Origin of the sequence: Niastella vici (genome assembly GCF_002077945.1) — a bacterium.
Classification (GTDB): domain Bacteria; phylum Bacteroidota; class Bacteroidia; order Chitinophagales; family Chitinophagaceae; genus Niastella; species Niastella vici.
In genome coordinates, this window is sequence record NZ_LVYD01000057.1 from 24,492 (window position 1) to 46,487 (window position 21,996).

The 21,996-nt window shown below is 45.7% G+C and carries 19 protein-coding genes and 1 riboswitch; of the genes, 5 read left to right on the forward strand and 14 right to left on the reverse strand.

Features of this window, described 5'->3' with window-relative positions:
* Positions 1-196: 196 nt before the first annotated feature.
* Positions 197-1,468 carry an adenosylmethionine--8-amino-7-oxononanoate transaminase gene (bioA, locus tag A3860_RS23700; protein WP_081150656.1) on the forward strand — a complete coding sequence of 424 codons (1,272 nt, stop codon included), beginning with the start codon at positions 197-199 and terminating at the stop codon, positions 1,466-1,468.
* A 25-nt stretch (positions 1,469-1,493) separates the two neighbouring features.
* On the opposite strand, the gene A3860_RS23705 is transcribed toward bioA, so the two are convergent.
* The 9 genes from A3860_RS23705 to sppA all read right to left on the reverse strand — a co-directional run bounded on the left by A3860_RS23705 (position 1,494) and on the right by sppA (position 13,198).
* Positions 1,494-2,855 carry a voltage-gated chloride channel family protein gene (locus tag A3860_RS23705; RefSeq protein ID WP_081150658.1) on the reverse strand — a complete coding sequence of 454 codons (1,362 nt, stop codon included), beginning with the start codon at positions 2,853-2,855 and terminating at the stop codon, positions 1,494-1,496.
* A 38-nt stretch (positions 2,856-2,893) separates the two neighbouring features.
* Positions 2,894-2,967: riboswitch (Fluoride riboswitch) on the reverse strand.
* 77 nt (positions 2,968-3,044) lie between these two features.
* Positions 3,045-3,479, reverse strand: a complete 435-nt coding sequence (locus A3860_RS23710) for a GNAT family N-acetyltransferase (RefSeq protein WP_081150660.1) — start codon at positions 3,477-3,479, stop codon at positions 3,045-3,047.
* A 9-nt stretch (positions 3,480-3,488) separates the two neighbouring features.
* The gene (locus A3860_RS23715; RefSeq protein ID WP_245843604.1) at positions 3,489-3,761 is read right to left on the reverse strand and encodes a SemiSWEET family sugar transporter; all 273 of its coding nucleotides are present in this window, start codon (positions 3,759-3,761) and stop codon (positions 3,489-3,491) included.
* Positions 3,762-3,885: 124 nt separating this feature from the next.
* Positions 3,886-5,193, reverse strand: coding sequence for a RagB/SusD family nutrient uptake outer membrane protein (locus A3860_RS23720; RefSeq protein WP_081150662.1), 1,308 nt, complete (start codon positions 5,191-5,193; stop codon positions 3,886-3,888).
* Between the two features lie 18 nt (positions 5,194-5,211).
* Complete coding sequence (locus tag A3860_RS23725; RefSeq protein ID WP_081150664.1) at positions 5,212-8,346, reverse strand: SusC/RagA family TonB-linked outer membrane protein; 3,135 nt, start codon at positions 8,344-8,346, stop codon at positions 5,212-5,214.
* A gap of 662 nt (positions 8,347-9,008) precedes the next feature.
* On the reverse strand, positions 9,009-9,518 hold the full coding sequence (locus A3860_RS23730) for a DUF2911 domain-containing protein (RefSeq protein WP_081150666.1): 510 nt from the start codon (positions 9,516-9,518) through the stop codon (positions 9,009-9,011).
* A 33-nt stretch (positions 9,519-9,551) separates the two neighbouring features.
* Positions 9,552-10,046 carry an SRPBCC family protein gene (locus tag A3860_RS23735; RefSeq protein WP_081150668.1) on the reverse strand — a complete coding sequence of 165 codons (495 nt, stop codon included), beginning with the start codon at positions 10,044-10,046 and terminating at the stop codon, positions 9,552-9,554.
* Positions 10,047-10,153: 107 nt separating this feature from the next.
* A complete protein-coding gene (locus A3860_RS23740) occupies positions 10,154-11,248 on the reverse strand; it encodes an ABC transporter permease (protein WP_081150670.1) in 1,095 nt (364 codons plus the stop codon).
* A gap of 195 nt (positions 11,249-11,443) precedes the next feature.
* A complete protein-coding gene (gene sppA, locus A3860_RS23745; protein WP_081150672.1) occupies positions 11,444-13,198 on the reverse strand; it encodes a signal peptide peptidase SppA in 1,755 nt (584 codons plus the stop codon).
* 59 nt (positions 13,199-13,257) lie between these two features.
* On the opposite strand from sppA, the gene folK reads away from it, so the two are divergent.
* Both folK and A3860_RS23755 read left to right on the forward strand, forming a co-directional pair.
* Positions 13,258-13,746, forward strand: coding sequence for a 2-amino-4-hydroxy-6-hydroxymethyldihydropteridine diphosphokinase (folK, locus tag A3860_RS23750; protein ID WP_245843605.1), 489 nt, complete (start codon positions 13,258-13,260; stop codon positions 13,744-13,746).
* 36 nt (positions 13,747-13,782) lie between these two features.
* The gene (locus A3860_RS23755; protein ID WP_245843606.1) at positions 13,783-14,427 is read left to right on the forward strand and encodes a deoxynucleoside kinase; all 645 of its coding nucleotides are present in this window, start codon (positions 13,783-13,785) and stop codon (positions 14,425-14,427) included.
* Between the two features lie 3 nt (positions 14,428-14,430).
* On the opposite strand, the gene A3860_RS23760 is transcribed toward A3860_RS23755, so the two are convergent.
* Positions 14,431-15,060, reverse strand: coding sequence for a hypothetical protein (locus tag A3860_RS23760; protein ID WP_081150676.1), 630 nt, complete (start codon positions 15,058-15,060; stop codon positions 14,431-14,433).
* Positions 15,061-15,168: 108 nt separating this feature from the next.
* On the reverse strand, positions 15,169-16,041 hold the full coding sequence (gene cysM / locus A3860_RS23765; RefSeq protein ID WP_081150678.1) for a cysteine synthase CysM: 873 nt from the start codon (positions 16,039-16,041) through the stop codon (positions 15,169-15,171).
* Positions 16,042-16,376: 335 nt separating this feature from the next.
* On the opposite strand from cysM, the gene A3860_RS23770 reads away from it, so the two are divergent.
* On the forward strand, positions 16,377-17,633 hold the full coding sequence (locus A3860_RS23770; protein WP_081150680.1) for an MFS transporter: 1,257 nt from the start codon (positions 16,377-16,379) through the stop codon (positions 17,631-17,633).
* Positions 17,634-17,803: 170 nt separating this feature from the next.
* Here the strand turns inward: A3860_RS23770 and A3860_RS23775 are convergent, their stop codons facing one another.
* The 3 genes from A3860_RS23775 to A3860_RS23785 all read right to left on the reverse strand — a co-directional run bounded on the left by A3860_RS23775 (position 17,804) and on the right by A3860_RS23785 (position 20,967).
* Positions 17,804-18,085, reverse strand: coding sequence for a DUF4242 domain-containing protein (locus tag A3860_RS23775; RefSeq protein ID WP_081150682.1), 282 nt, complete (start codon positions 18,083-18,085; stop codon positions 17,804-17,806).
* A 67-nt stretch (positions 18,086-18,152) separates the two neighbouring features.
* The gene (locus A3860_RS23780) at positions 18,153-20,384 is read right to left on the reverse strand and encodes a cation:proton antiporter domain-containing protein (protein WP_081150685.1); all 2,232 of its coding nucleotides are present in this window, start codon (positions 20,382-20,384) and stop codon (positions 18,153-18,155) included.
* 67 nt (positions 20,385-20,451) lie between these two features.
* On the reverse strand, positions 20,452-20,967 hold the full coding sequence (locus tag A3860_RS23785) for a YkgJ family cysteine cluster protein (RefSeq protein ID WP_081150687.1): 516 nt from the start codon (positions 20,965-20,967) through the stop codon (positions 20,452-20,454).
* Positions 20,968-21,044: 77 nt separating this feature from the next.
* Between A3860_RS23785 and A3860_RS23790 the strand changes: the two genes are divergently transcribed.
* Entirely contained in the window at positions 21,045-21,974 is a 930-nt protein-coding gene (locus A3860_RS23790; RefSeq protein WP_081150689.1) for a sterol desaturase family protein, read from the forward strand.
* Positions 21,975-21,996: the final 22 nt, after the last annotated feature.

The following is a 21,996-nucleotide window of genomic DNA, read 5'->3' on the forward strand; positions in this document are numbered from 1 at the left end:
TATAAGATAGCGAATGGTGAGTGGCCGGTGGTTAGTCGCCAGTTACCGGTTTTCGGTTCCCGGGCCTTTAATTACAGAATGCCCGCCTGAAATCAGCCTGTTATTAATTTGAGCCCGGCATCTGGTACTTGTAACCGGCAACTGATCTAAGAACTTAGAACTAAAAAACCAATGAACACTTACCTTTGCCCCCTTTATGGCAGCATCACTTACAGAAAGAGATAAACAGGTAGTGTGGCATCCCTATACCCCGCAAAAGGCTATGCCCGAACCCATTCCGGTTGTAAAAGGTGAAGGGGTGTATATTATAGATGAGAACGGAAAAACCTATATCGATGCCATCAGCAGCTGGTGGGTAACCATTCATGGCCATGCCAATGCCTATATCGCCGAAAAAATATACGAACAGGCCAAAACACTGGAACAGGTAATTTTCGCCGGGTTCACCCATGAACCGGCTGTTCGCCTGGCCGAACGCCTGCTTGAAATACTGCCCGGCGAATTCAGTAAAATATTCTACTCAGATAATGGTTCCACCGCTGTTGAAGTGGGGGTAAAAATGGCCCTGCAATACTGGTGGAATAAGGGCGATAAAAAAAGGAACAAGATCCTGGCGCTCAACCGTTCTTATCATGGCGATACGTTTGGAACCATGAGCCTCAGCGATCGCAGCGTGTTCACGCTCGCCTTCCAGGACAAACTCTTTGAAGTGATCTTTATTGATCCGCCTGTGCCCGGGGCTCCTTTGTACAACGGTTCCTGGGATGAGTTGGCCTGTATCATTTACGAACCCCTGTTGCAGGGAGCCGGAGGCATGAACATGTACGATGCCGGCGAATTGAACAGCCTTTTGCAACAATGCCATGCCCACGATGTAATTTGTGTGGCCGATGAAGTGATGACGGGTTTTGGCAGAACCGGAAAACTGTTTGCCAGCGAATACATGGAAGAAAAGCCGGATATCATTTGCCTTTCGAAAGGATTAACCGGCGGTACTATGGCGCTCGGCGTTACTGCCTGCACGGCAAAAATACATAGTGCGTTTGTTGATGAGGACCGGAAAAAAACCTTCTTTCACGGACATTCCTTCACCGCCAACCCCCTTGCCTGCACGGCAGCGCTCGCCAGTCTGGACCTGTTGCTGAAAAGGGATTGTCAGTTGCAAATTGACAGCATTGCCCAACAGCATAAACAATTCATTCAACAGTTAGGCGCCGATGCCCGGTTCGCAAAAAATGTAAAGAACCTTCGTTCAATAGGCACTATTATGGCTTTTGAAATTGAATCGGGCCGCGATGGGTATTTGAATAATATCGGTTTGGAATTTACGCGCAAAGCCCTGGAACAGGGTGTATACCTGCGGCCATTGGGTAATACCGTATATATTATGCCGCCATATTGCATAACGAAGGAACAATTGCAACAGGTGTATGCAGCTATTGATCAGGTGCTGGTAGCGGTTATATGAGTAGAACAGTTTACAATAGGGAGGTTCATCTCCATTTTCGTTTGGCAATTCTTTTTTCGCGTATTTGTTTTAGCGTTTCTTCTTTATGGGGTGCATCACCGGTTATTTTGGCAACCATAACCCGTTGTGCCGGATAAATGCCAGAATGACCACTGAAATAGTAAGCGGTAAAACAGGCAATGGCATAATATAGAATATTGCCTCCGCCAAATAATTCAACCCCCATTAATGTACAGGCTACAGGTGTATTGGTAGCCCCGGCAAAAACGGCAATAAAACCCAAACCGGCAAACAGATCAACCGGTGCGCCAAACAGAACGGCCAGCGTATTTCCTAAAGTGGCGCCAATAAAAAAGAGTGGTGTCACTTCTCCGCCTTTGAATCCCATTCCAAGGGTAATAGCCGTAAACAGCATTTTCAACAACCAGCTCCAGGTAGAGGCGCCACCTGAATGAAAAGCAGAAACAATACTTACACTGCCGGCATTTTTTCCATGTACGCCCAACCCTGTATAATCGGTAGTACCGGTTAAATAACAAAGTGCTATGATCAATAAACCACCAATTACCGGTATAAGCCATTTCATCCCGCTGCGCGGGATGAACCGATTGGCGTAATTTTTAATCGTATGCATTAGCCCGGCAAACATATAACTCGCCAAACCAAAACAAAGGCCCGCTATAATAACTTTTACGATCAATAATACATCAACATGCAGAAAAGAAAGCAGGTCGTTGGCAGAACCGGAAAAAAGAATTTGATAGTGAGTATGATGAATACCCCAGGCAGCAGTAGTGATATCGGCAAAAACGGCGGCAATAAGGCAGGGAATAAGTGCACCGTACCGCATTTCTCCGATGGCCAGCACTTCCAGCGCAAAAACAGCGCCGGTAACCGGGGTGCCAAATACAGCTCCAAAACCTGCGGCCACCCCTGTCATTAGCAGTATCCGCAGATCCTGTTCATTTAATTTGAACCATCGCCCAAATAAATTGGCAATGCTGCCACCCATTTGAACCGCTGTACCTTCCCGCCCGGCCGACCCGCCAAATAAATGGGTGACCACCGTAGTAAATAAAACCAATGGGGCCATTCGTGCGGGCACCCCACCGCCAGGCTGATGAATTTCCTCTATAATGAGGTTATTTCCTGCATCGGAATTTTTACCGAGGTATTTGTACAGTAAGTAGATCGGAATACCCGCCAGCGGCAATAAGAATAACAACCATTCATGCTGCCACCTGATTTGGGTCACTTTTTCAAGCAGCCAAAGGAATAAAGCCACGAGTGAACCAACCGTAAGCGAAATGGGAATTACGAGTAATGTCCATTTAACTAAATGAGAAACAATAGATATCTGCTCAAAAGAATAGAAGAATTTTTTCATTGCCTACAAACAATTAATAACTGAATAAATAAACCAGTCTATTTGTAGGCGCCATCAGTCGCGAGTTGAATCGGGACGGTTCAAATAGGAAGACACCATTTCCTTTGCGATGTAAAATAAGAAGGCTTTTTACTAATTGCCAAAAATTATTTTATCCGCATTTGCCGGGAAAAAAGGTGCAGGAGGTTGTTAAACACCCCAATCCTCAGCTGTTAATTCGAACCGCAGTTCGCCATTTGGCTGCACCCCGGCCTCCTTCCAGCCAAACGACCGGTAAAAGGTCGCAGCCCGGGTATCGGGTGCTGTACTTAACCAAATGGTTTCATTGGTATTGCTGTAATACCAGTCGAGCAGTAAAATAAGTAATTCCCGGCCTATGCCCTGCCCTTCGTAGCCAGGCTGCACAAACAGGGCCCATACATTATTTTTTACCAGGTCGCCAATGGCAAAGCCTACCACCTGACCATCGATCTCGCAAACCCAGCCTTTGCCGCGTTCTGATAAAAAATCAACATAATCCTGCTGAGTCACCAGGGCCGGATTGGATAAAACATTTTCTTTCACCGCCAGCCGCACTGCTGACATTTGTGGTATATCGGTTATTAGGGCTTCTCTGAATTGCATGTATTGATTTTATCTACGTCTTCTTTTTCCAAAAGACTTGATCTTTAATGTAAATATTATGCCTGATAAACTGGCTGTTATTCCGTTGGCCAACATCAAAGGCGTATCGTGAATATACAAACCATAAATGAACCAACAGATAGTTCCTGCAAAAAGCATTGAAAAAGTAACAATTGACAGGTCCTTCGTCGATCGTGTTTTAATGGTCTTATATGCCTGTGGAATATAAGCGCCAGTGGTCAACAAAGCTGCAACCATTCCAATAGTGGAAATATTTATCATAGGTGCGCAAAAATATTCATTAATTGCCAGTAAACCCAGCTCATACAGAAACAGAAAAAATAAAAAACCCCGCCGTAAAAACAGCGGGGTTGTTCATCTTAAAACGAAACTGTTGTATGACTAATTAAAAAGTTGGATCAACGGGGGTATTGGTGTTATTATCCCTTTCAATGAACGGATACGGGAAGAAGTTACGCTTACGCTCACCGTTTGGCCGGCTAAACCGGCGCATATCAGCCAGTTTTAAACCCGACAGATACAATTCAATGCAACGATGCCGGTATATTTGGTCGAGTAGCTGGGCCTGTGTATACGGACCAGGATCAGCCGGCAGGTCGGCCCCTACACCAAAGGGATCATTGGCCGGTTTTTTCGTAATGATCTTGTTCAGCTCAACCAGCGCATTCACCAGGTCGGGAGTACTCATACGCGCATAGGCTTCGGCTTTGATCAGCGTCATTTCACCGGGCAAATAAACAGGGAACGATGAATTCAAAGCTGCACCAAAACCATTTATGCGAAACCGCGGTGCAACAGTAGCATTGATTGCGATATAAAAAGGCTCCCGCTTATCGGCCAGGTTGGGTTCAAGTGCAACCGGTAAACCCATGGTAGAATCTATTGGCTGATACACATTGTTGGTAGAAGTAGCCGTTTCAAATATGGGATTCAGGGTAACTGCATCAAAATTAAATGTCGACTTTTTGGTAAGATCAACGGCATTGGCTTCTGACAGCGCCTGCGCATAATTACCTGCGTTCAGGGAATACCGTGCTTTTAATGCATGCAGGGTATTCACGATATCAATACCTGCCGGCACATTTGATACAAATGAAGCGCTGATGGGTGTTGCATTTACAACAGCCAGCGCATTATTCAACACGGCAATGGCCCTGTTGAATCCTTCGGCACTTGTTACAAAGCCAACATTGAGGCCAATTGAGTCAGGAACATTATCCCAATAGGAAGCCATATTGCCCAGCGCCAGTGCTTTAAAAATGCTGGCATAGGCAATTAATCCGCTGGCATAACCCTGATCGGCTAAATTGGGCGCATTTTTAATTACATTATTGGCATCATAAATTATCTTATTGCTGCTTGTCCAGAAACTGGCCAATATGGTATTGGTTCCGTCAACGGAGTTTCCGCCAAGGTATAACTGGTATTCAGCAGTATTACCCTGGTTAATGATATTAAGCAACCTGGTTACAAAGCCATCTGCCGTTACCTGGTTGTATAATGAACCTGCCCGGCCGGCAGTATATACGCGGTGAAGGCCGGTAACCACACCTGTTAATCCCCTGGCAGTCGTCAGCGCTGCATTCTGTGGCACTTTGGTTGGATCTGTATAATCCTTTTTACAGGATGTAGTTTGTATAAGTACTGCTAACAATAAAAAGTATGGTACTCGTTTTATATTGTATAATTTCATAAAATCTGATTTGAGGTGTTAAAATTTGGCGGCTACATTCAAACTGAAAGTGCGCGGAATGGGTACAGCGCCAAAATCAATACCACGTAACACCGTACTTTGCCCCGCGGCATTTACCTCGGGATCGTATCCTTTGTAATTATCCCAGGAGATCAGGTTGCGTCCACTGGCGCTAACCGTTAGATCATTGAAAAATTTCAACTTGCCAAAGTTATAGCTCAAACTCACTTCACGCAGCTTTACAAACGATCCATCGTCTATACGCCATTGCTCAATCTGGTATACACTGTTGATATACCCACGGGGCACCTGGCCCAGGTCTTCCTGTTGGGCTACTTTACCATTGCCAACACCCTGCCTTGTTCTAAAATCGGCATTGAACACATCTACTCCCTGAACAGCATCCAACTGCACACGAAGGCCAAACTTTTTATAGCTCACTTCGTTTACCAGCGAAGCGGTATAATCAGGATTCGGGTTACCAATGATCTTTCTTAATGTAGTACCGGTTGGCAACCCATTGGCATCACGTTGCGTGGTATACTCCATGGGCGATTTCTGGGTTCCCTTTTCAATTTGCGGAAAACCGGCGGGGTTCTTGACCTGGTTACCACTGCCATCAACGGCAAAGAAGGTACCGTAAAATACGCCTATCGGTTGGCCTTCCAGGATGGCCACCGGAGCGCCGGCGTTGGTACTTAATAAAGTGAGGGCCTGCCCTATTTTTACCGCTTTATTCCTGTTATGGTTGAAAATGCCGGTAACATCCCAGCGTATATCCTTATTTTTCACCGGCGTGCCGGTCAGTACAATTTCAAAACCTTTATTTTCCAGCGAACCCAGGTTATTCAGATAGCTGGAGAAGCCATTTGTAGGTGCCGTTACCCGGCTTATCAGCAAATCGCTTACTTTCTTTATATAGTAGTTGAATTGCAGTCCCAGCCTGTTATTCATAAATGCCAGATCGGTACCCAATTCCAGCTCATTTTGCCGTTCGGGTTTTATATCCGGGTTTACCAGCTGGCTGCTTGAATAGATCGCTGTTCTTCCAATAAATGCATTGGTGCTATAGGAATTAAAACGGGCATAAGGTCCTATACCGGTAAGGTTGCCCGATTCACCATAAGCGATACGAAGCTTGGCCAGGTTCCACCATTTTGATAGAGGCTGCTTATTCCAGAACTCCGATTCAGACAATACATAACTTCCACTTGCCTTTACATATACCTGGTTACGTTGATCCTTTCCAAAAACCGATGAACCGTCCATTCGCACTGCACCGGTTACAAACAACTGATTTTTGAATTTAAAATTCTGTTGCAGATATACACCGGAAACCGACAATTCACTTCTGTCATCTACTCCCGGCAAAATGGTGCTGGCGCCATTGGCTGTTTCAACAAACGGAGCCAATCCCCTGCCCTGCAATAATGAATAGCCGTTCTTTTCATATTGTTGCGAAAAACCAGCCTGCGTAGTAGAACCGAGGTCGCCGGTAATATTAAACTGGTAAGTACCATTCACTTCATTGTTTATCTGGAAGAAGTTATTGGTACCCGTACTGGCATATCCATTGAGTGTAGGATCCAAAGAAAGGCCACCACCCCAGAAAGCAGTATTTACGTTATAAGTAAATGGAGGCATTACCGTGGTACCCCGCTGGCTATAGTTATCGATACCCAGGGTATAATCGAAGGTCAACCCTTTAACCGGCTTTAGTTTAAACGAAGTGCTGGCTATAAGCCGGTTGGTTTCCTGGCGTTGTTTAAAATCTTCAATCACTGATACCGGGTTAACACGGCCACGTTCCCCAACAGCCATTAAGTTCCCAATACCATCGCGTTGCCAGATGTTATGAAAATTGCCCAGAATGGTAACGGAGTTCATAGGTGAAAAGAAGGAGTTGCCATCGGGTTTTTCATTGGCGGTGCTATTAACATAGTTGAGCCCAACGCTAAAACTCGCCCATTTGTTAAATTCATGGTCAAGGTTGGTACGGAAACTGAAACGCCTGAAATCGGTATTCTTAATAATTCCCTGATTAAAGAAATAGGAAGCCGAGGTATAATATTTGGTTTTATCTTTTCCACCGGCTACCGATACGTTGTTATCGGTTCCCAAACCTGTATGGAAAATATAATCCTGGTAATCGTAGCGGGTTACAGGCGTTGTATTGGTGGGTAACTGTGGAGGCGTACCAACAGCAGTGATAATATCCTGTGTAAGTGCGCCCGCTCCATCAGGCGGCCCGCCAAATTTTACCGGCGCCTCGTTAACATCGAGCTTTTTACGCAGGTGGCTAACCATAAAGCTGGTTGAAAAGTTAACAACGGGTGCTCCCGTGCTTCCCCGTTTGGTGAATATCTGGATAACGCCAGCATTGGCCCGCGAACCGTAAATGGCTGCAGCGGCCGCCCCATTTAATACTTCAATATGGTCAATGTCGGCGGGGTTTATATCTACCATCCGGCTTTGCCCTACGGTTCCAATAAAATTACTGCCATCGTAGCCACTCTGCGTATTGGTAACCCTGTTAGTAGCATTGTTTACAATAACGCCATCAACGATATATAGGGGGTCTGAACCGCTGTTTATTGAGCTAATGCCACGCAGGCGTACAGAAATTCCACCGGCAGGATCACCCGAATTCTGAATGATTTGCGCACCGGCTGTTTTACCTTGTAATGCGGCCAGCACATTACCCGTTGCACCTTTATTCAACTGATCGGCTTTGATGGTACTGATATAACTACCCAGTTGTTTACGGGTGGTACCCTGTGAAGTACCGGTAACCACCACTTCTTCCAACCCCAGGGCATCTTCGGCCATGGTAATATTTACGGTATAATTTTCGGCACTGCCGATCTGCAGGTTTTGCGTTATCGCTTTAAAACCCACACCCGAGAACTCAAGCTGATAGCTGCCCGGTTTTAACGGGGCAGTAATGGAGAAGTTACCCGATGCATCAGAGGCTGAGCCAAAACTGGTATTCCTGACAGTTGCTGAAATACCGGGCAGCGGCTGGTTGTTCGTCCCGGTTATCTTTCCACTAATATGAACCTGGGCCAGGGTCAGGCTCACCATTAGCTGACAGAACAGCAATAAGCCTATTGCTTTTACTGGCCGGCCATTCAATGATAAAAATTGGGTCATAATCCTTTTTTTCGAATTAATAATTAAATACCATGAAGCGGTTTAAGGACAGGTTTCTGAAATTATTTTTTCGTGTAGTTGTTGCTGTAGGGACCGGATGTTGCAAGGGTTCAATAAACCGGTTGATTGCAATAATGATAATGATTTGGAGAGGCGGCTGGATTAATTAGTTGGTATGTATTTCCGGTAGAAATAACAGGTTGGTTGCTGTTGCCGGAACAGGGATCAATTCGCCATAATTGTATATCCTTTCTAATGTTGTAATGCATGACATAGCAGTTAGTTGACACCAAATTCAGCATAAAAATGCAAAACACCAAAACAAAAAGCAGATACCTGCGGCTTTATGCAGGAATAAAATTAAACTAAATAGTAATACTTCTTCTTCCGGCTAAACCATGCAGAACTAGGAAAGAATTGGGGGGAATCGGGGTAGGTTGCCAGTTACCAGGTACCAGTTACCAGGTCTTAAATTAATTGCAGGTTGATTACAGGCAAACATTCCGCATCGTGGGCCTGGTATCCGGTAACCGGCAACCGGTACCAACAAAAAGAGCCATCCTTCGCTAACGCTCAGGACAGCTCCTTATAAGTTTTTTAGTTTTTAAGTTTGTTAGTTCTTTAGTTGGTTTGAAATTAACTAACAAACTAATTAACCAGGACTATTGTACATTGAAAGCAACCTGTTCATTTCCCCACAACAATGCTACCTTACCACTCTTATCAACGGTGAACGTCATACGTTCAGTGAACTGAGGCGCTTTACCGGGTTTTACCTTTACGCGTAATGCATCATCGGCTTCTGCGTATTTGGTACCCCACTGATTCCAGGTTTTATTGAAGATGATCACCCATTCGTCTTTGCCCGGAATGCTGTACAGGCCATACTTACCTGCAGGCAGCGCCTTTCCATCCACCTTTACATCCTTGCTTACTTCAAAAACGGTGGCTTCGTTGGCGCCTGTTCTCCAAACCTGACCATAAGGGGCAATTTCTTTTCCGATCTCCCGGCCTTTAACGGAAGGCTGGCTATAATCAATGGTGATCACTACACCACTCTTGGTTGTTTCAGTTACCTTGGCGGGCGGACTGGGTCTTTTTGATTTATCACCCTGCGCCTGAACGCCTATTGTTACCAGTGCTATGGCAATTAAAAGCAATACTTTCTTCATACGTTAAATAATTTAGGAATGAAAAATAGGCCATTATGGATTTTTCTCCAGCAACTTTTTCAGATTGCCCAGCGATTTCTCCATAGGCGGCCCCAATTGCTTATCAAAAACTATGCTACCAAATTTTTCCCAGGGATACCAGCGTAATTTTATATCAAAATACCATTGCAGCACCAGTTGGTCATTGACCCCGGTGCAGGTAAACCCACTGTTAAGCACCCGCGCATTCTTTTGCTGCCATTCGGTGAACAGGGTATCGCCCACCTGCCCTTTTCCCGTTATTTTCAGCAGATCACCCGAGATTTGATTTTCGGTGTATTGCTGATTACTACTATCTGAATTATTCACCAGCACATTCCATTGTTTCCATTGCCGCATATCGGCAACAGCCGCCAGTACACTATCCCTGGGGGCAGAAATACTGATCGCCCTTGAAATACGCACCGTAGAGGGTATCATTAAGGAAAAAAGATAAACAATAATAAAAAGAACGACCCCACTGATGAGGGCCAGTTTCACAAAACGCATAATGAAAATTTTTTGATTTTGGGATTTTTGGATTTCGCGATTTGAGATTGCGCTTGAGGCTTATGATTAAATAAATCCCAAAATCTCTAAATCTCGAAATCAGAAATCTATTCCCATTTAAATATCCTTATCAACAGGCTGTACCCCACCAAACACCATACAATAAGAATGGTTATTTCCTTACCCACGCCCAGCAAATGCATGCCTTCGAACGATACTTTACGCATGGCATCATTCAGCGCCGTTAATGGCAGGTAATTGATAATGGCCTGCAAACCTGATGGTAACAGTCCTTTCGGGAAAAAGGTGCCCGATAAAAAATACTGGGGGAACATGAACAGGTTGGCATAAATGGGAATCACATGCTGGTTTTTGGCAACACTGCTGATGATAAAGCCAAACCCCATAAATACAGCAATACCCAGAAAACTCAGCACCAGCAGCTCAAGGAAAGTGACGAACCCATGTGCAAGGGTGAAATGATAAAAGAGGGTGCCGAATAAGATCAATACAATGGAAGTGGTTAACTGGAATGCTACGCGGCCCAAACTTTCGCCCAGCACGATAAACGTTTTACGTACCGGCGTGGCAAACATGCGTTTTAATACCAGCGTTTCGCGTAAACTGAAAAAAACGAATGCAACCCCAAAAACGGCTGAACCGATCAGGGAGAAACCCAGCATACCCGGCAAATAAAAATCGATCATGCGGTAAGGACGGCCTGGAATCACTTCTTCTGAAATAAAAGCCACTTTATTAGACACGGCACCGGCGGTAGCCTCGTTTATAATGCCGTTTAAGATATTTCGTACTGCAGGCAGGTCGCGCTGACTGGCTGAGGTAGATTTTAAATGGATCTCATACTGGCTGGCGGTATTTCCTTTCGCTTGTTTAACGTCGATAATGGCAGTTATGCGGCCTTTCTTTAACCGGTCCATCAATTCCTGCTCATTGGCCTGGTTAATATCCAGCAACGGACTGCTTTTTATGCGCAAATACACTTCGTTCAGGGAATCGCTTTTGGCATCAAAGGCAACATCGTACCCTTTTCCCCCACCGCCGGCCAATGCGCCAAATACCATGATCAGCACAATTGGGAAGAACAGGCTAAAGAAAATGGCCTGGGGGCTTTTAAAAATGGCCCGCACCGTGGCCTTGCTGATAGCCCACATGGCCGTCCATTGGTTATATTGACCAGACATAAGTTGGTTGAGAATTAGGCCGCAAAGGTAATCGGCAATCGGCAAACGGCAATCGGCAAAGTTGCCGGTTACAAATTGCAGGTTACCAGTTTCCGGTTTCCGGTTACCAGGACTTTAATGCGGAATGACCGCCAATAATCAGGCTGTTCTAAATTTGCGCCCCGGCAACTGGTATCTGGCAACCGGTAACTGTTTTTATTCTATCGTCATCTCAAACGGTAACCTCGCCTGCGTTACGCCCATCATTTGTTTCACCCGTTTAATGGTTTGGTAGGTTTTCATGCCATCTTCGCCCAATTCAGCCTTCATAGCCGAATGGGTGGCATCCTTCTCATAACTACCGAAGATCATTTCCAGCACATTGTGTGGTTCGGGGTATTCCCGCAAACGGTAATCGCTTACCTTGGCCATGCGGGCGGCACAGGCAATGGCATCATCCAAACCGCCCAGGCGGTCAACCAGCCCCAGTTCTATGGCGCGGGCACCGGTCCATACCCGTCCCTGCCCAATGCTGTCGATATAGCCTACATTTTTTTTACGGCCTTCCGCCACTCTTTGTTTAAAGGTGAGATAGATGGAATCAACACTGTTTTGCATATAGATCCTTTGCGCCGGCGTTAACGGTTTGGTGGCAGATAACATGTCGGCCTGGGGCGCTGTTTTAACCCCATCGAAGGTGATGCCCAGCTTTTCGTTAAAAAATTTCTGCATATTCGGCAGCATGGTGAAAACCCCGATAGAACCGGTAATGGTATTGGTTTGGGCGAAAATGCTATCGGCATTGCACGAAAGATAATAAGCGCCGGAAGCGGCCACATCACCAAAGCTTACTACTACAGGTTTTGCTTTGCGGGCCAGGGATAGTTCGCGCCAGATGTTCTCACTGGCCAGGGCGCTGCCCCCGCCCGAATTAATGCGCAGCACAATAGCTTTTATTTTGTCGTCGAGGCGGGCTTTACGCACCAGCTCGCGATAAGTGGCGCTGCCAATCCTATCCCTGTCGCCTTTGCCATCGATGATATCGCCCTGGGCATAAATAACGGCGATCTTATCGCGGCCATCGCGTTTATAGTCTACTGCATTAACGTATTTCTGCAGGGTAACAAAATTGATCTTGTCGAGCTTTATGCCGCCGAGCTTTTTGGCGATCTCTTCCTTTACCTCGTCATCATATTTCAGGCCATCTATCAAATTATAGGTTACGGCATCGGCTGCCTGCTGAATGCGGTAGTCATTGGCGTATTGATGCAGCGTGGCCGTATCGATCTTGCGTCTTTCGCCGGTTTGCTGTAACAAACGGCCATACATATCGCTCAGCAGCACCGATAACTGCAGCCGGTTGGCATCGGTCATGGATGTTTCCCTGAAAGGTTCCGTAGCGCTTTTGAATTTACCGGCATAAAAGATCTGCGGTTCTATTTCCAGCTTTTGCAGCAATCCTTTTACATAGGCCATCTGAATGGCAAAACCCCGCCAGTCGACCCCACCCTTGGGATTGCAATATATTTTGTCGGCAACATTCCCTACCGAATAAGCGGTTTGGGTAATTACATCGCCATACGCGTAAATGAACTTGCCTGAGGTCTTGAAGTTTATCAAAGCATTGCGGATCTCCTGGCTGTTGCCCATACCATTGGCATTGCTACTGCACTTGAGGTAAATGCCTTTTATCGCCGTATCGGTTTTGGCATGGTTAATCAGCCGCACTACATCGTATAAGGATGGTATGTCACCATCTTCTTTATTACTCAGCCGGGCTAGCGGGTTCTCCACACCGATCTCGGGATAATCCCGGGCCAAATCGATCACCAATACGGCCGTGCCGCCGGTTTTCACCTTTTTGTCGGCGGTTAAACCGCTCACAATACCCACCAAAACGAAAAAGATGATCAAACAAAACACCACCAATGCCACAAACGAGGCCAGGAATATTTTAAAAAAGCTCTTCATTAACAAATTTATTTTAAACGAAATTCAAAGATATTTGACCCTTCGGGGGAATGCAATATATGAATAAAGTCTTTTTACTGATAGGCGGCAATATGGGGCACCGGTTGCAAAACCTGCACCAGGCAATTGACCTGCTGGCAGCTACCTGCGGCCCTGTTATACAACAATCGGCCGTGTACGAAACGGCTGCCTGGGGAAAAACCGACCAGGCTGCGTTCCTGAACCAGGCGCTTGCCCTTATGACCAACTTAACCCCACAGGAGCTTATAACCACCATTTTGTCGGTTGAAGAGAAAATGGGCCGCCACCGCACCGAAAAATTCGGCCCCCGCGTAATTGATATCGATATTCTGTTTTACAATGATGTAATTATGCAGGAGCCGCACCTCACCATTCCCCATCCGCAGTTGCAAAACCGGCGGTTTGTGCTGGTGCCCATGCAGGAGATTGCGCCCAACTATATGCATCCCGTATTTAAGAAGACTATTGAGCAGTTGTTAACGGAATGTACAGATGAACTGGCAGTAGCCCGTTTTGTTAACCATTGACCACTTGTTCGCCGAAGCACTGGCAAAGGCGGATCCATGATTCACAATATGAAGTATCACTTTATAACAATCGAAGGAAATATCGGGGCAGGAAAAACAACGCTCGCGCACTTGCTGGCCAAACATTTCAATGCCCGTTTGATACTGGAAGAATTTGCCGATAATCCTTTTTTGCCCAAATTTTACGAGAACCCGCAACAATATGCGTTTCCGTTGGAGCTGTTCTTTATGGCAGAACGTTATAAGCAATTGAAAGAGCTCATCCATACCAACGATCTGTTCCAAAGCGTAACCATTACCGATTACCTGTTTACCAAATGCCTGTTATTTGCAAAGATCAACCTGCCCGAAGAAGAATACAGGCTGTATCAAAAACTGTTCGAGATCATTCACCAGCAACTGGTGCAGCCCGATCTGCTTATTTACCTGCATGCACCCGTTAACCGCCTGCAGCAAAATATAAAGAAGCGGAACCGCTCCTACGAACAAAGCATCCCCGATGAATACCTGCTGAATATTCAGCAAACCTATACGCATTACATAAAGCAACACAATATCAAAACGCTGTTCATAGATGCCAGCAATGCCGATTTCCTGAGCAACCCCAAACATTTACAGGTTGTCATCGAAGCACTTGATCAGGATTATGAACAGGGGCAGCATTACTTTACATTACCATAAAGTTCATTGCTTATTACTGCTCACCTTTTCCTCTTTTTTTACTGGTGGAACGGGCGCCTGTACTTTCGGCTTCACTACATTATTATTATTGGCTGGCACAGCATGGTTGTTATTTTTGATAACAGGAACGACAGCATGATGGTTCCTGCCCATTTTAAAGGCCACATACAACAGGGACAGCGTAACAATAAATTGGATGAACGTGAGTGAATTGGAGATAACGTGTATGGCCGGACTGATCGCTTTTTTCATTTGCGATTCACTCATGGCCGACAGCGGTGGAAATACGCCGGAATCACCGAAATAAACTATCTCGGAAATGATCACCTGCTTATTGATAGTAGCAATCAGCAATATAAGAATGGAACCCGCTACAAGCATAATGATGTTCGACGCTCTGCGGCTGAACTGATGTCTTATTTCCTTTACCAGGTAAATAAAAAAAGCGAAGAACACATACAACGGTAAAACAATTTTCCAGGAAGAAATGGTAAAGTAGGTCTCGTGCAGGCGAATGTCGAAATGATTGCTGAGGAAGGTCCAGCCAAAAAGAAATATGGTCACCAGAACGGTTGCGTTCAGAATAAGACCCAACCAGATCAGTTCAATGAGTACCGGCTTAAATTTTTGCATAGGTTAATCAGGCTTGTGTTAAATATAACAAAAATCATGCGATAAAAGCCTGCCATTAACCCCGCGCAAATATTATAAAAAATGAACACACATAATTAACCTGAGTATCTAGCCAAACAGATCACTGCTCAGGTACCTGTCGCCCCGGTCGCAAACGATAAATACGATTACGCCTTTCGTAAGTTCCTTTGCCAGCCTCAGGGCAGCCGAAGCTGCTCCCCCACTGCTCATACCGGCAAAAACACCTTCCACTTTGGCCAGCTGCCGCGTCATAATGGTAGACTCCTGTTGCGATACATCAATGATACGGTCGACCCGGCTGGCATCAAAGATCTTTGGCAAATATTCCTTTGGCCAGCGGCGGATGCCTGGTATGGATGATTCTTCGGTGGGTTGACAACCCACGATCTGAATGGCCGGGTCCTTCTCCTTAAAGAACATGGAACACCCCATTATAGTACCGGTAGTACCCATGGAGCTTACAAAATGGGTGATCGTTTGATTGGTATCGCGCCATATTTCAGGGCCCGTGGTCTTATAATGCGCTTTGTAATTATCAGGGTTTGAAAACTGGTTCAGGATATGAAATTCACCGGTGGCTGCTTTTTCTTCCGCATAATCGCGGCATTTCTCAATACTTTCCAACAATGTTACTTTGGCGCCAAACGCTTCCATCGTCAACGTTCTTTCGCGGGTTGAAGTGGAAGGCATCACCAGTTCTATATCAAGATTGAACAAACGGGCTACCATCGCCAACGCAATGCCGGTGTTGCCGCTTGTTGCTTCAATTAATTTTGAACCTGGTTTAATTTCGCCCCTTTCCAATGCAGACCGTATCATGTTCAATGCAGGCCGGTCCTTCACACTACCACCGGGATTATTCCCTTCCAGCTTTGCATATATAGTGACATTCGGATTGGGATTGAGCTGCTTGATCTCTACCATCGGGGTATTGCCTACCAGGTCTATAATGCTTGCCATTTTGAGTATTTAAACAGATTGTTGAAATTACCACTTTTATAATTTCCATATGTGTTCAACCGGAAACTATTTATTCTATCAGTGTGATAGATTATAGCATTTTGCAGATCTCTCACGGCAGAAAAAACTTATATGTGGGATACAATCTTTACAATTACCGGAACAATTTGGTTCATTCAATGGACCTTAAATTTTCATTAGAATTTAATACGCTGGTTTAAAGCATAGTTACACACAGTTTTATACCGGTTGTACTTTATGCCGCTTTACATATAAGCAATAACCTTTAATTTTGCGATCATTTTCACTTTAGCTGATCATCAAATTGTTATAGCATGTCAACCGATCCTGGTACCAATAATCCTTCGAGCCCCTTTGTTTCATTGAGCGTTAAAGAATTTCGACTGTATATTATTCAACGGTTCTTTTTTATAATGGCCATGCGCATGATTGGCACCGTAACCTGGTGGAAAATGTACCAGATCACTAAAAGTCCGCTGGCATTGGCTTTTATCGGACTTTCAGAAGCCATTCCCGCCATTTCCCTGGCCCTGTATTCGGGCCATGTGGTCGACAAAAGCGACAAACGCACCCTGCTGTTCAGAAGCATCTTATTATATTTTTTGTGCGCGGCTGCCCTCATGTTCGTTACGTTGCAACACACCGAAGTAAGCCTGGGTAAACACTTCGTTCAGTTTGCTATTTACCTGGTAGTTTTTTGCACGGGCATTCTCAGGGCATTTTCGGGCCCGGCCTCCAGTTCCATACTGGCGCAACTGGTGCCCAAAACTATTTTACCCAATGCAGTGACCTGGAGTTCAGGTACCTGGCTGTCAGCTTCTGTACTAGGACATGCTTCTGCCGGTTTCCTCATCGCCTATACCGGTTATACCGGCACTTTTATTTTGATCATGTCATATATGGCCATTGCAGGTATTGCCATGTACCAGGTAGACCGTAAACCTATTGCACATAGCAACAAGGAACAAAACACCTGGGACAGTGTAAAAGATGGGTTGCGCTATGTTTTCAATACAAAAGAATTGCTGGGCGCTTTTTCGGTCGATATGTTTGCCGTATTGTTTGGCGGCGCGGTGGCCATGATCCCATTTTATGCCGGGGAGATCCTGCATGTGGGCGCCATCGGTTTTGGCTGGCTGAACGCGGCAGCCGATATTGGTTCCATCGGTATTATTCTCACCCTTACCTTTTACCCACTACGCAGAAAACAGGGACTTACTCTTATGTATGTGGTGGCTGGTTTTGGTCTCTGTATCATTACATTCGGGTTATCGAAAGTATACTGGATATCGTTCCTGGCATTGATGATGAGCGGTATGCTCGATGGCATCAGCGTAGTGATACGCGGTACCATTCTGCAATTAAAAACACCCGATGAAATGCGCGGCCGCGTATCATCGGTAAACTCCATGTTCATCAATTCCAGTAATGAGATCGGCAACTTTGAAAGTGGCGTTGCCGCTAAATTAATGGGCATCGTGCCGTCCGTGGTTTTCGGCGGCGCCATGACCTTACTGGTGGTAATGGTAATGTGGTTTAAGGCACCTACGTTGAGAAAGTTTGAATACTAATCCCCTGGTCTTCGCGGCAGGGAAGAAACCGAAGTAAGAAGTAGGAAATAAGATGTAAGAAGGGGCTGAATGTCGAAGCTCATAATCAATCGCTATTTGTTACGAGTCTCGAATTTCGCGTACTTCCTACTTCATACCTCCTACTTCATAAACCTATAACAATAAAACATTCACACGGCCACTTCAGCAGTACTGGGATCTATGATCGAATGCACCCGGCTTATTTTATTGGCAGGAAAACCAGATTGTTCCGCATGCTGTTTCACAGTGGCTTCATCAGGCGCCTGATAAATGCAATAAATCTTATTATCGGTTACATAGCTGTGGATCCATTGGATCTGCGGGCCCATATTCATTAAAACGTTGCAGGATGTTTGTGCAGCTTCGTGTAGTTGTTGTTGTGAAAGATTGCCTACTCCCGGCATATCCCTTTCAATAACGAATTTTGGCATGGCAATTAAAATTTACTATAAATTTAATTATAGCCGGCTTGCCAAAAAACTGACCTTGGACAGTATCTTATCTCATTCCGCTGTCTTTCAGCTCTTCTAACTTTTTGCGGTCGCCAACGATCCAAACAATATCATCCCATTCAAACACGGTAGTGGAATCGGGGTTCAGGATGCGTTGGCCATTGCGTTCAATACCCACTACCAGGCCATTGGTGGCCTCCCTGATGCCACTGGCGCGAAGGGTTTTCCCCCGCACAGGAATGTGTTCATCAACGATGAACTTGTTCAGGATGATCTCCTGCTCCCCATTCTTCGACGGCAAAATGGCCGAGTCGAGTATCGTGCGGAATTGCTCCAATTGCACATCGGTGCCTATCACGGCAATTTTATCGAAAGGATACAGCACATCTGACCGGGCCGGGGCAGTAATGGTTATTGAGCCGCGTTCAATATACGCGATATTAATGCCGTATTGCTCACGCCAGGCAAGGTCCTGCAGCGCTTTGCCTACCACCGTTGATTCGGCCGGCATGGTAAAGAACGCCATATGCGCATCCCAGGGCGACAGGTCGCCACTGCCCGATGACTGCATTTGCTCCCGCTGATTAAGATTTGATAAGAACCGTTTTTCGATGCGCGCATAAAAAGAATTCAACCGCCGGGCAAATACGAACAATACAATAACGATCACCGGTAAAATGGCTACCAGGGCAATCATGGTGCTCATCAGCCGGTCAACCATAAACCCAACCAGCACAACCAGCAATAGATTTCGCACTACTTCAAGCATTACCAGCGGACCATGGTTGTATTTTTTATCGAGCCATAAATTTCTATACGATAGGGAGTGTAACCGGCGAATGGCCAGTCCCCAGAAAAACGGAGCGGTTGCAAACAGGGTAATGGCCACGGTTAATATAGCCGGTAGTTGTTCACCGGAGAAATTCGCCTGTAAAACCGGCAATAAATAAGTGGCCGATAACAATATCATGGCAATAATGATCACCGAATTGGAAGCCATCATTAACAAATACTGCCGTAATACAATGCGCCAGTCGCTTTCGGCCTGTATGGTTTGCGCACCGGTACTGTACTGGTTAATAGCCGTTCGCCATTTCATGGGCAGTTTGGGCGCCAGCCAATTGAAAAAAGGTTCAGCCAGCCTTATCATATACGGTGTGGTGAATGTAGTGATCACCGACACGCCCACGGCTATCGGGTATAAATATTCGCTGGTAACCTGTAAACTTAACCCCAGCGTGGCAATAATGAAAGAGAACTCCCCTATTTGCGCCAGGCTCATCCCGGCCTGTAACGATTGCTTTAATGGCTGACCCGATAACAGGGCGCCAATGGTAACATTCAGTGTTTTTCCTCCTATCACCACCAAAGAAATGACGAAAACCGGCCCAATGTATTTCATCAACAGCTCCGGTTCAATCAGCAAACCCACCGATACAAAGAAGATGGCGCCGAATAAGTTCTTCACCGGTTGCACCAGGTGTTCTATTTTTTCGGCCTGTGTTGTTTCGGCCAAAATAGAGCCCATAATGAATGCTCCTAATGGGGCAGAAAAACCGGCATAGGTGGCTACCACCACCATCAGTAAACACAAACCCAGCGCAACCACCAGCATGGTTTCATCACTCATTAATTTGCGGCCCCACCGTAGAAAACCGGGTATCAGAAAAATACCGGAGAGGAACCACAGCACTAAAAAGAACACCAGCTTTAATACAGACTGCAACATCTCCATACCGGCCGACTCACGGCTTACCGCCAGCGTTGACAGCAACACCATCAGCAATACGGCCATCAGGTCTTCAACTACCAGCACACCCAGTACCACACCGGCGAATTGTCGCGTTTTTACGCCCAGCTCATCAAATGCCCTTATGATTATAGTGGTGGAAGAAATAGCAATGATGCCCCCGAGGAATATACAATCCATTTGCGGCCAGCCCATGAGCCGCCCGGTCAAATAGCCTAACCCCACCATACAAATGATCTCGAAGATGCCCGTTACGCCGGCCGTGCCGCCAATTTTTACCAGCTTTTTAAAACTGAATTCAAGGCCCAGACTGAACAACAAAAATATTACCCCTATATCGGCCCATACTTTCACGCCTTCGAGGTCAGAAATGGAAGGCAATAAGGAGAAATTAGGTCCTACCAGCAAACCGGCCAGAATATACCCCAGCACCACAGGTTGTTTCAGCTTTTTAAATAACAGGGTGGTTACGCCGGCAATGGCCAGTATCAATGCGAGGTCCTGTATGAGGGTTGGTAAATGCGACATGCAGGCGTGGTTGGTTAACGTGGTGAATCATGAATTCCTTCGGATGGCTTACGGCCTCTTACTTCCTTTATTTCTCATTCCCCAGCAATCTTTCCATCACATAATATACCGCGGGGCAAAATGTGGAATTCTTCAATGTCAGCTGAGGACGTTTCAGTATCACATCCTCATTGGTATACGGGAACCGTTCGCAATCACTGGGGCGAACTTCATAAATGCTGCAATAGTTATCAGCACCCAGGAACGCACAGGGCGTTTGCTTCACTACATAATCGCCCTCTTCATCTAACCGCAAATAAGTGTCAATAAAAGCACTCTCCTTCATTTTAAGATGCTTGCTGATACGCTTGATATCAGGCGTCTTAAAACGGGGTGAATAGTTTTTACAACAGGCGGCACATTGCAGACAGTCGATCTTTGAAAACGCTTCTTCATGCAGATCGGGCAAATTTTTCAACACTTTATTGCGGTCGGCACGTTTTAACAGATTTTTATACTGCTTCTGGTGCTCGGCACTTTTCTTTGGCCAGTTGCCATCCTCAATACCCGGAACGGGTTCATTTTTATCACGATGTGCTGCCATTTATTTCACTGTATTTCACCTGCAAGTTAACCTATCTGTGAAACATACATGGTTTGGTTTTTGATTTTTTAATACCTATGCACGTACTATATGATCAATTAGTGTTGCTTTTATCGACCCCGTTGTACATTGTAATTATCGGGGCCGAACTATTGATGAGTCACCTCGAAGGTGTTAAAGCCTATACCTGGAAAGATACCTTTCAAAATTTCTGTTTAAGCTTGTTCACAGGTTTAACAGACGTGGCCATGCGGGGCGTAAGTTTACTTGCACTCACCTTCTTTTTCAGCTATAGTTTTTTCAACTGGCAACATGCTGTTGCCTATTGGGTAATACTGCTGCTGTTTACCGATATGATGCATTACTGGTTGCACCGCCTGGGACATCAATGCCGGCTCTTCTGGGCAGTGCATGTAAACCACCACACTTCTACCCATTTTAATTTCACGGTGGGCTTTCGAAGCGGCGTGCTGGAACCATTTTACAGTTTTCTGTTTTTTATTCCCGTGGCGCTGATGGGGTTCCGCCCCGTGGATATCTTCTTTATGTATTCCGTATGCCAGGTATGGGGCATATTGACCCATACTGAAAAAGTTAAAAAGCTGGGCTGGCTCGAATATATTTTCGTGACCCCCTCCCATCACCGGGTACACCACGCCAGCAACCCCAAATACCTCGATAAAAACCTGGGCACCGTATTTATTTTCTGGGATAAACTGTTTGGTACTTTTCAATCCGAATTGCCACCGCAGCAATATGAACCTATTCGTTATGGCATCGTTCACCCGCCCGACAACGACTCTATACCTACACTTATTTTTCACGAATGGGCGGCTATAGTAAAAGATCTGCGGCGCCCCGGCACCAGTTTCCGGCAAAAATTAATGTATCTCTTTGGCCCACCAGGCTGGAGCCACGATAGAAGCCGCATGACGAGTGAAGACCTGCGTAAACAGGATAAGAATTTTCAGGACGTCAAACCATTAAAGAATGTAATATGTAAATGATTTACTAATGGGGGTAACCAAA

Bases quoted from the DNA above. Each gene is read 5' to 3' on its own strand.
- A3860_RS23785 (WP_081150687.1), bottom strand. From the start codon at position 20,967: ATGGCAGCACATCGTGATAAAAATGAACCCGTTCCGGGTATTGAGGAT.
- A3860_RS23780 (WP_081150685.1), bottom strand. From the start codon at position 20,384: ATGTCGCATTTACCAACCCTCATACAGGACCTCGCATTGATACTGGCC.
- bioA (WP_081150656.1), top strand. From the start codon at position 197: ATGGCAGCATCACTTACAGAAAGAGATAAACAGGTAGTGTGGCATCCC.
- sppA (WP_081150672.1), bottom strand. From the start codon at position 13,198: ATGAAGAGCTTTTTTAAAATATTCCTGGCCTCGTTTGTGGCATTGGTG.
- cysM (WP_081150678.1), bottom strand. From the start codon at position 16,041: ATGGCAAGCATTATAGACCTGGTAGGCAATACCCCGATGGTAGAGATC.
- A3860_RS23790 (WP_081150689.1), top strand. From the start codon at position 21,045: ATGCACGTACTATATGATCAATTAGTGTTGCTTTTATCGACCCCGTTG.
- A3860_RS23755 (WP_245843606.1), top strand. From the start codon at position 13,783: ATGATTCACAATATGAAGTATCACTTTATAACAATCGAAGGAAATATC.
- A3860_RS23770 (WP_081150680.1), top strand. From the start codon at position 16,377: ATGTCAACCGATCCTGGTACCAATAATCCTTCGAGCCCCTTTGTTTCA.
- A3860_RS23735 (WP_081150668.1), bottom strand. From the start codon at position 10,046: ATGCGTTTTGTGAAACTGGCCCTCATCAGTGGGGTCGTTCTTTTTATT.
- folK (WP_245843605.1), top strand. From the start codon at position 13,258: ATGAATAAAGTCTTTTTACTGATAGGCGGCAATATGGGGCACCGGTTG.
- A3860_RS23725 (WP_081150664.1), bottom strand. From the start codon at position 8,346: ATGACCCAATTTTTATCATTGAATGGCCGGCCAGTAAAAGCAATAGGC.
- A3860_RS23715 (WP_245843604.1), bottom strand. From the start codon at position 3,761: ATGATAAATATTTCCACTATTGGAATGGTTGCAGCTTTGTTGACCACT.
- A3860_RS23760 (WP_081150676.1), bottom strand. From the start codon at position 15,060: ATGCAAAAATTTAAGCCGGTACTCATTGAACTGATCTGGTTGGGTCTT.
- A3860_RS23740 (WP_081150670.1), bottom strand. From the start codon at position 11,248: ATGTCTGGTCAATATAACCAATGGACGGCCATGTGGGCTATCAGCAAG.
- A3860_RS23705 (WP_081150658.1), bottom strand. From the start codon at position 2,855: ATGAAAAAATTCTTCTATTCTTTTGAGCAGATATCTATTGTTTCTCAT.
- A3860_RS23730 (WP_081150666.1), bottom strand. From the start codon at position 9,518: ATGAAGAAAGTATTGCTTTTAATTGCCATAGCACTGGTAACAATAGGC.
- A3860_RS23710 (WP_081150660.1), bottom strand. From the start codon at position 3,479: ATGCAATTCAGAGAAGCCCTAATAACCGATATACCACAAATGTCAGCA.
- A3860_RS23720 (WP_081150662.1), bottom strand. From the start codon at position 5,193: ATGAAATTATACAATATAAAACGAGTACCATACTTTTTATTGTTAGCA.
- A3860_RS23775 (WP_081150682.1), bottom strand. From the start codon at position 18,085: ATGCCAAAATTCGTTATTGAAAGGGATATGCCGGGAGTAGGCAATCTT.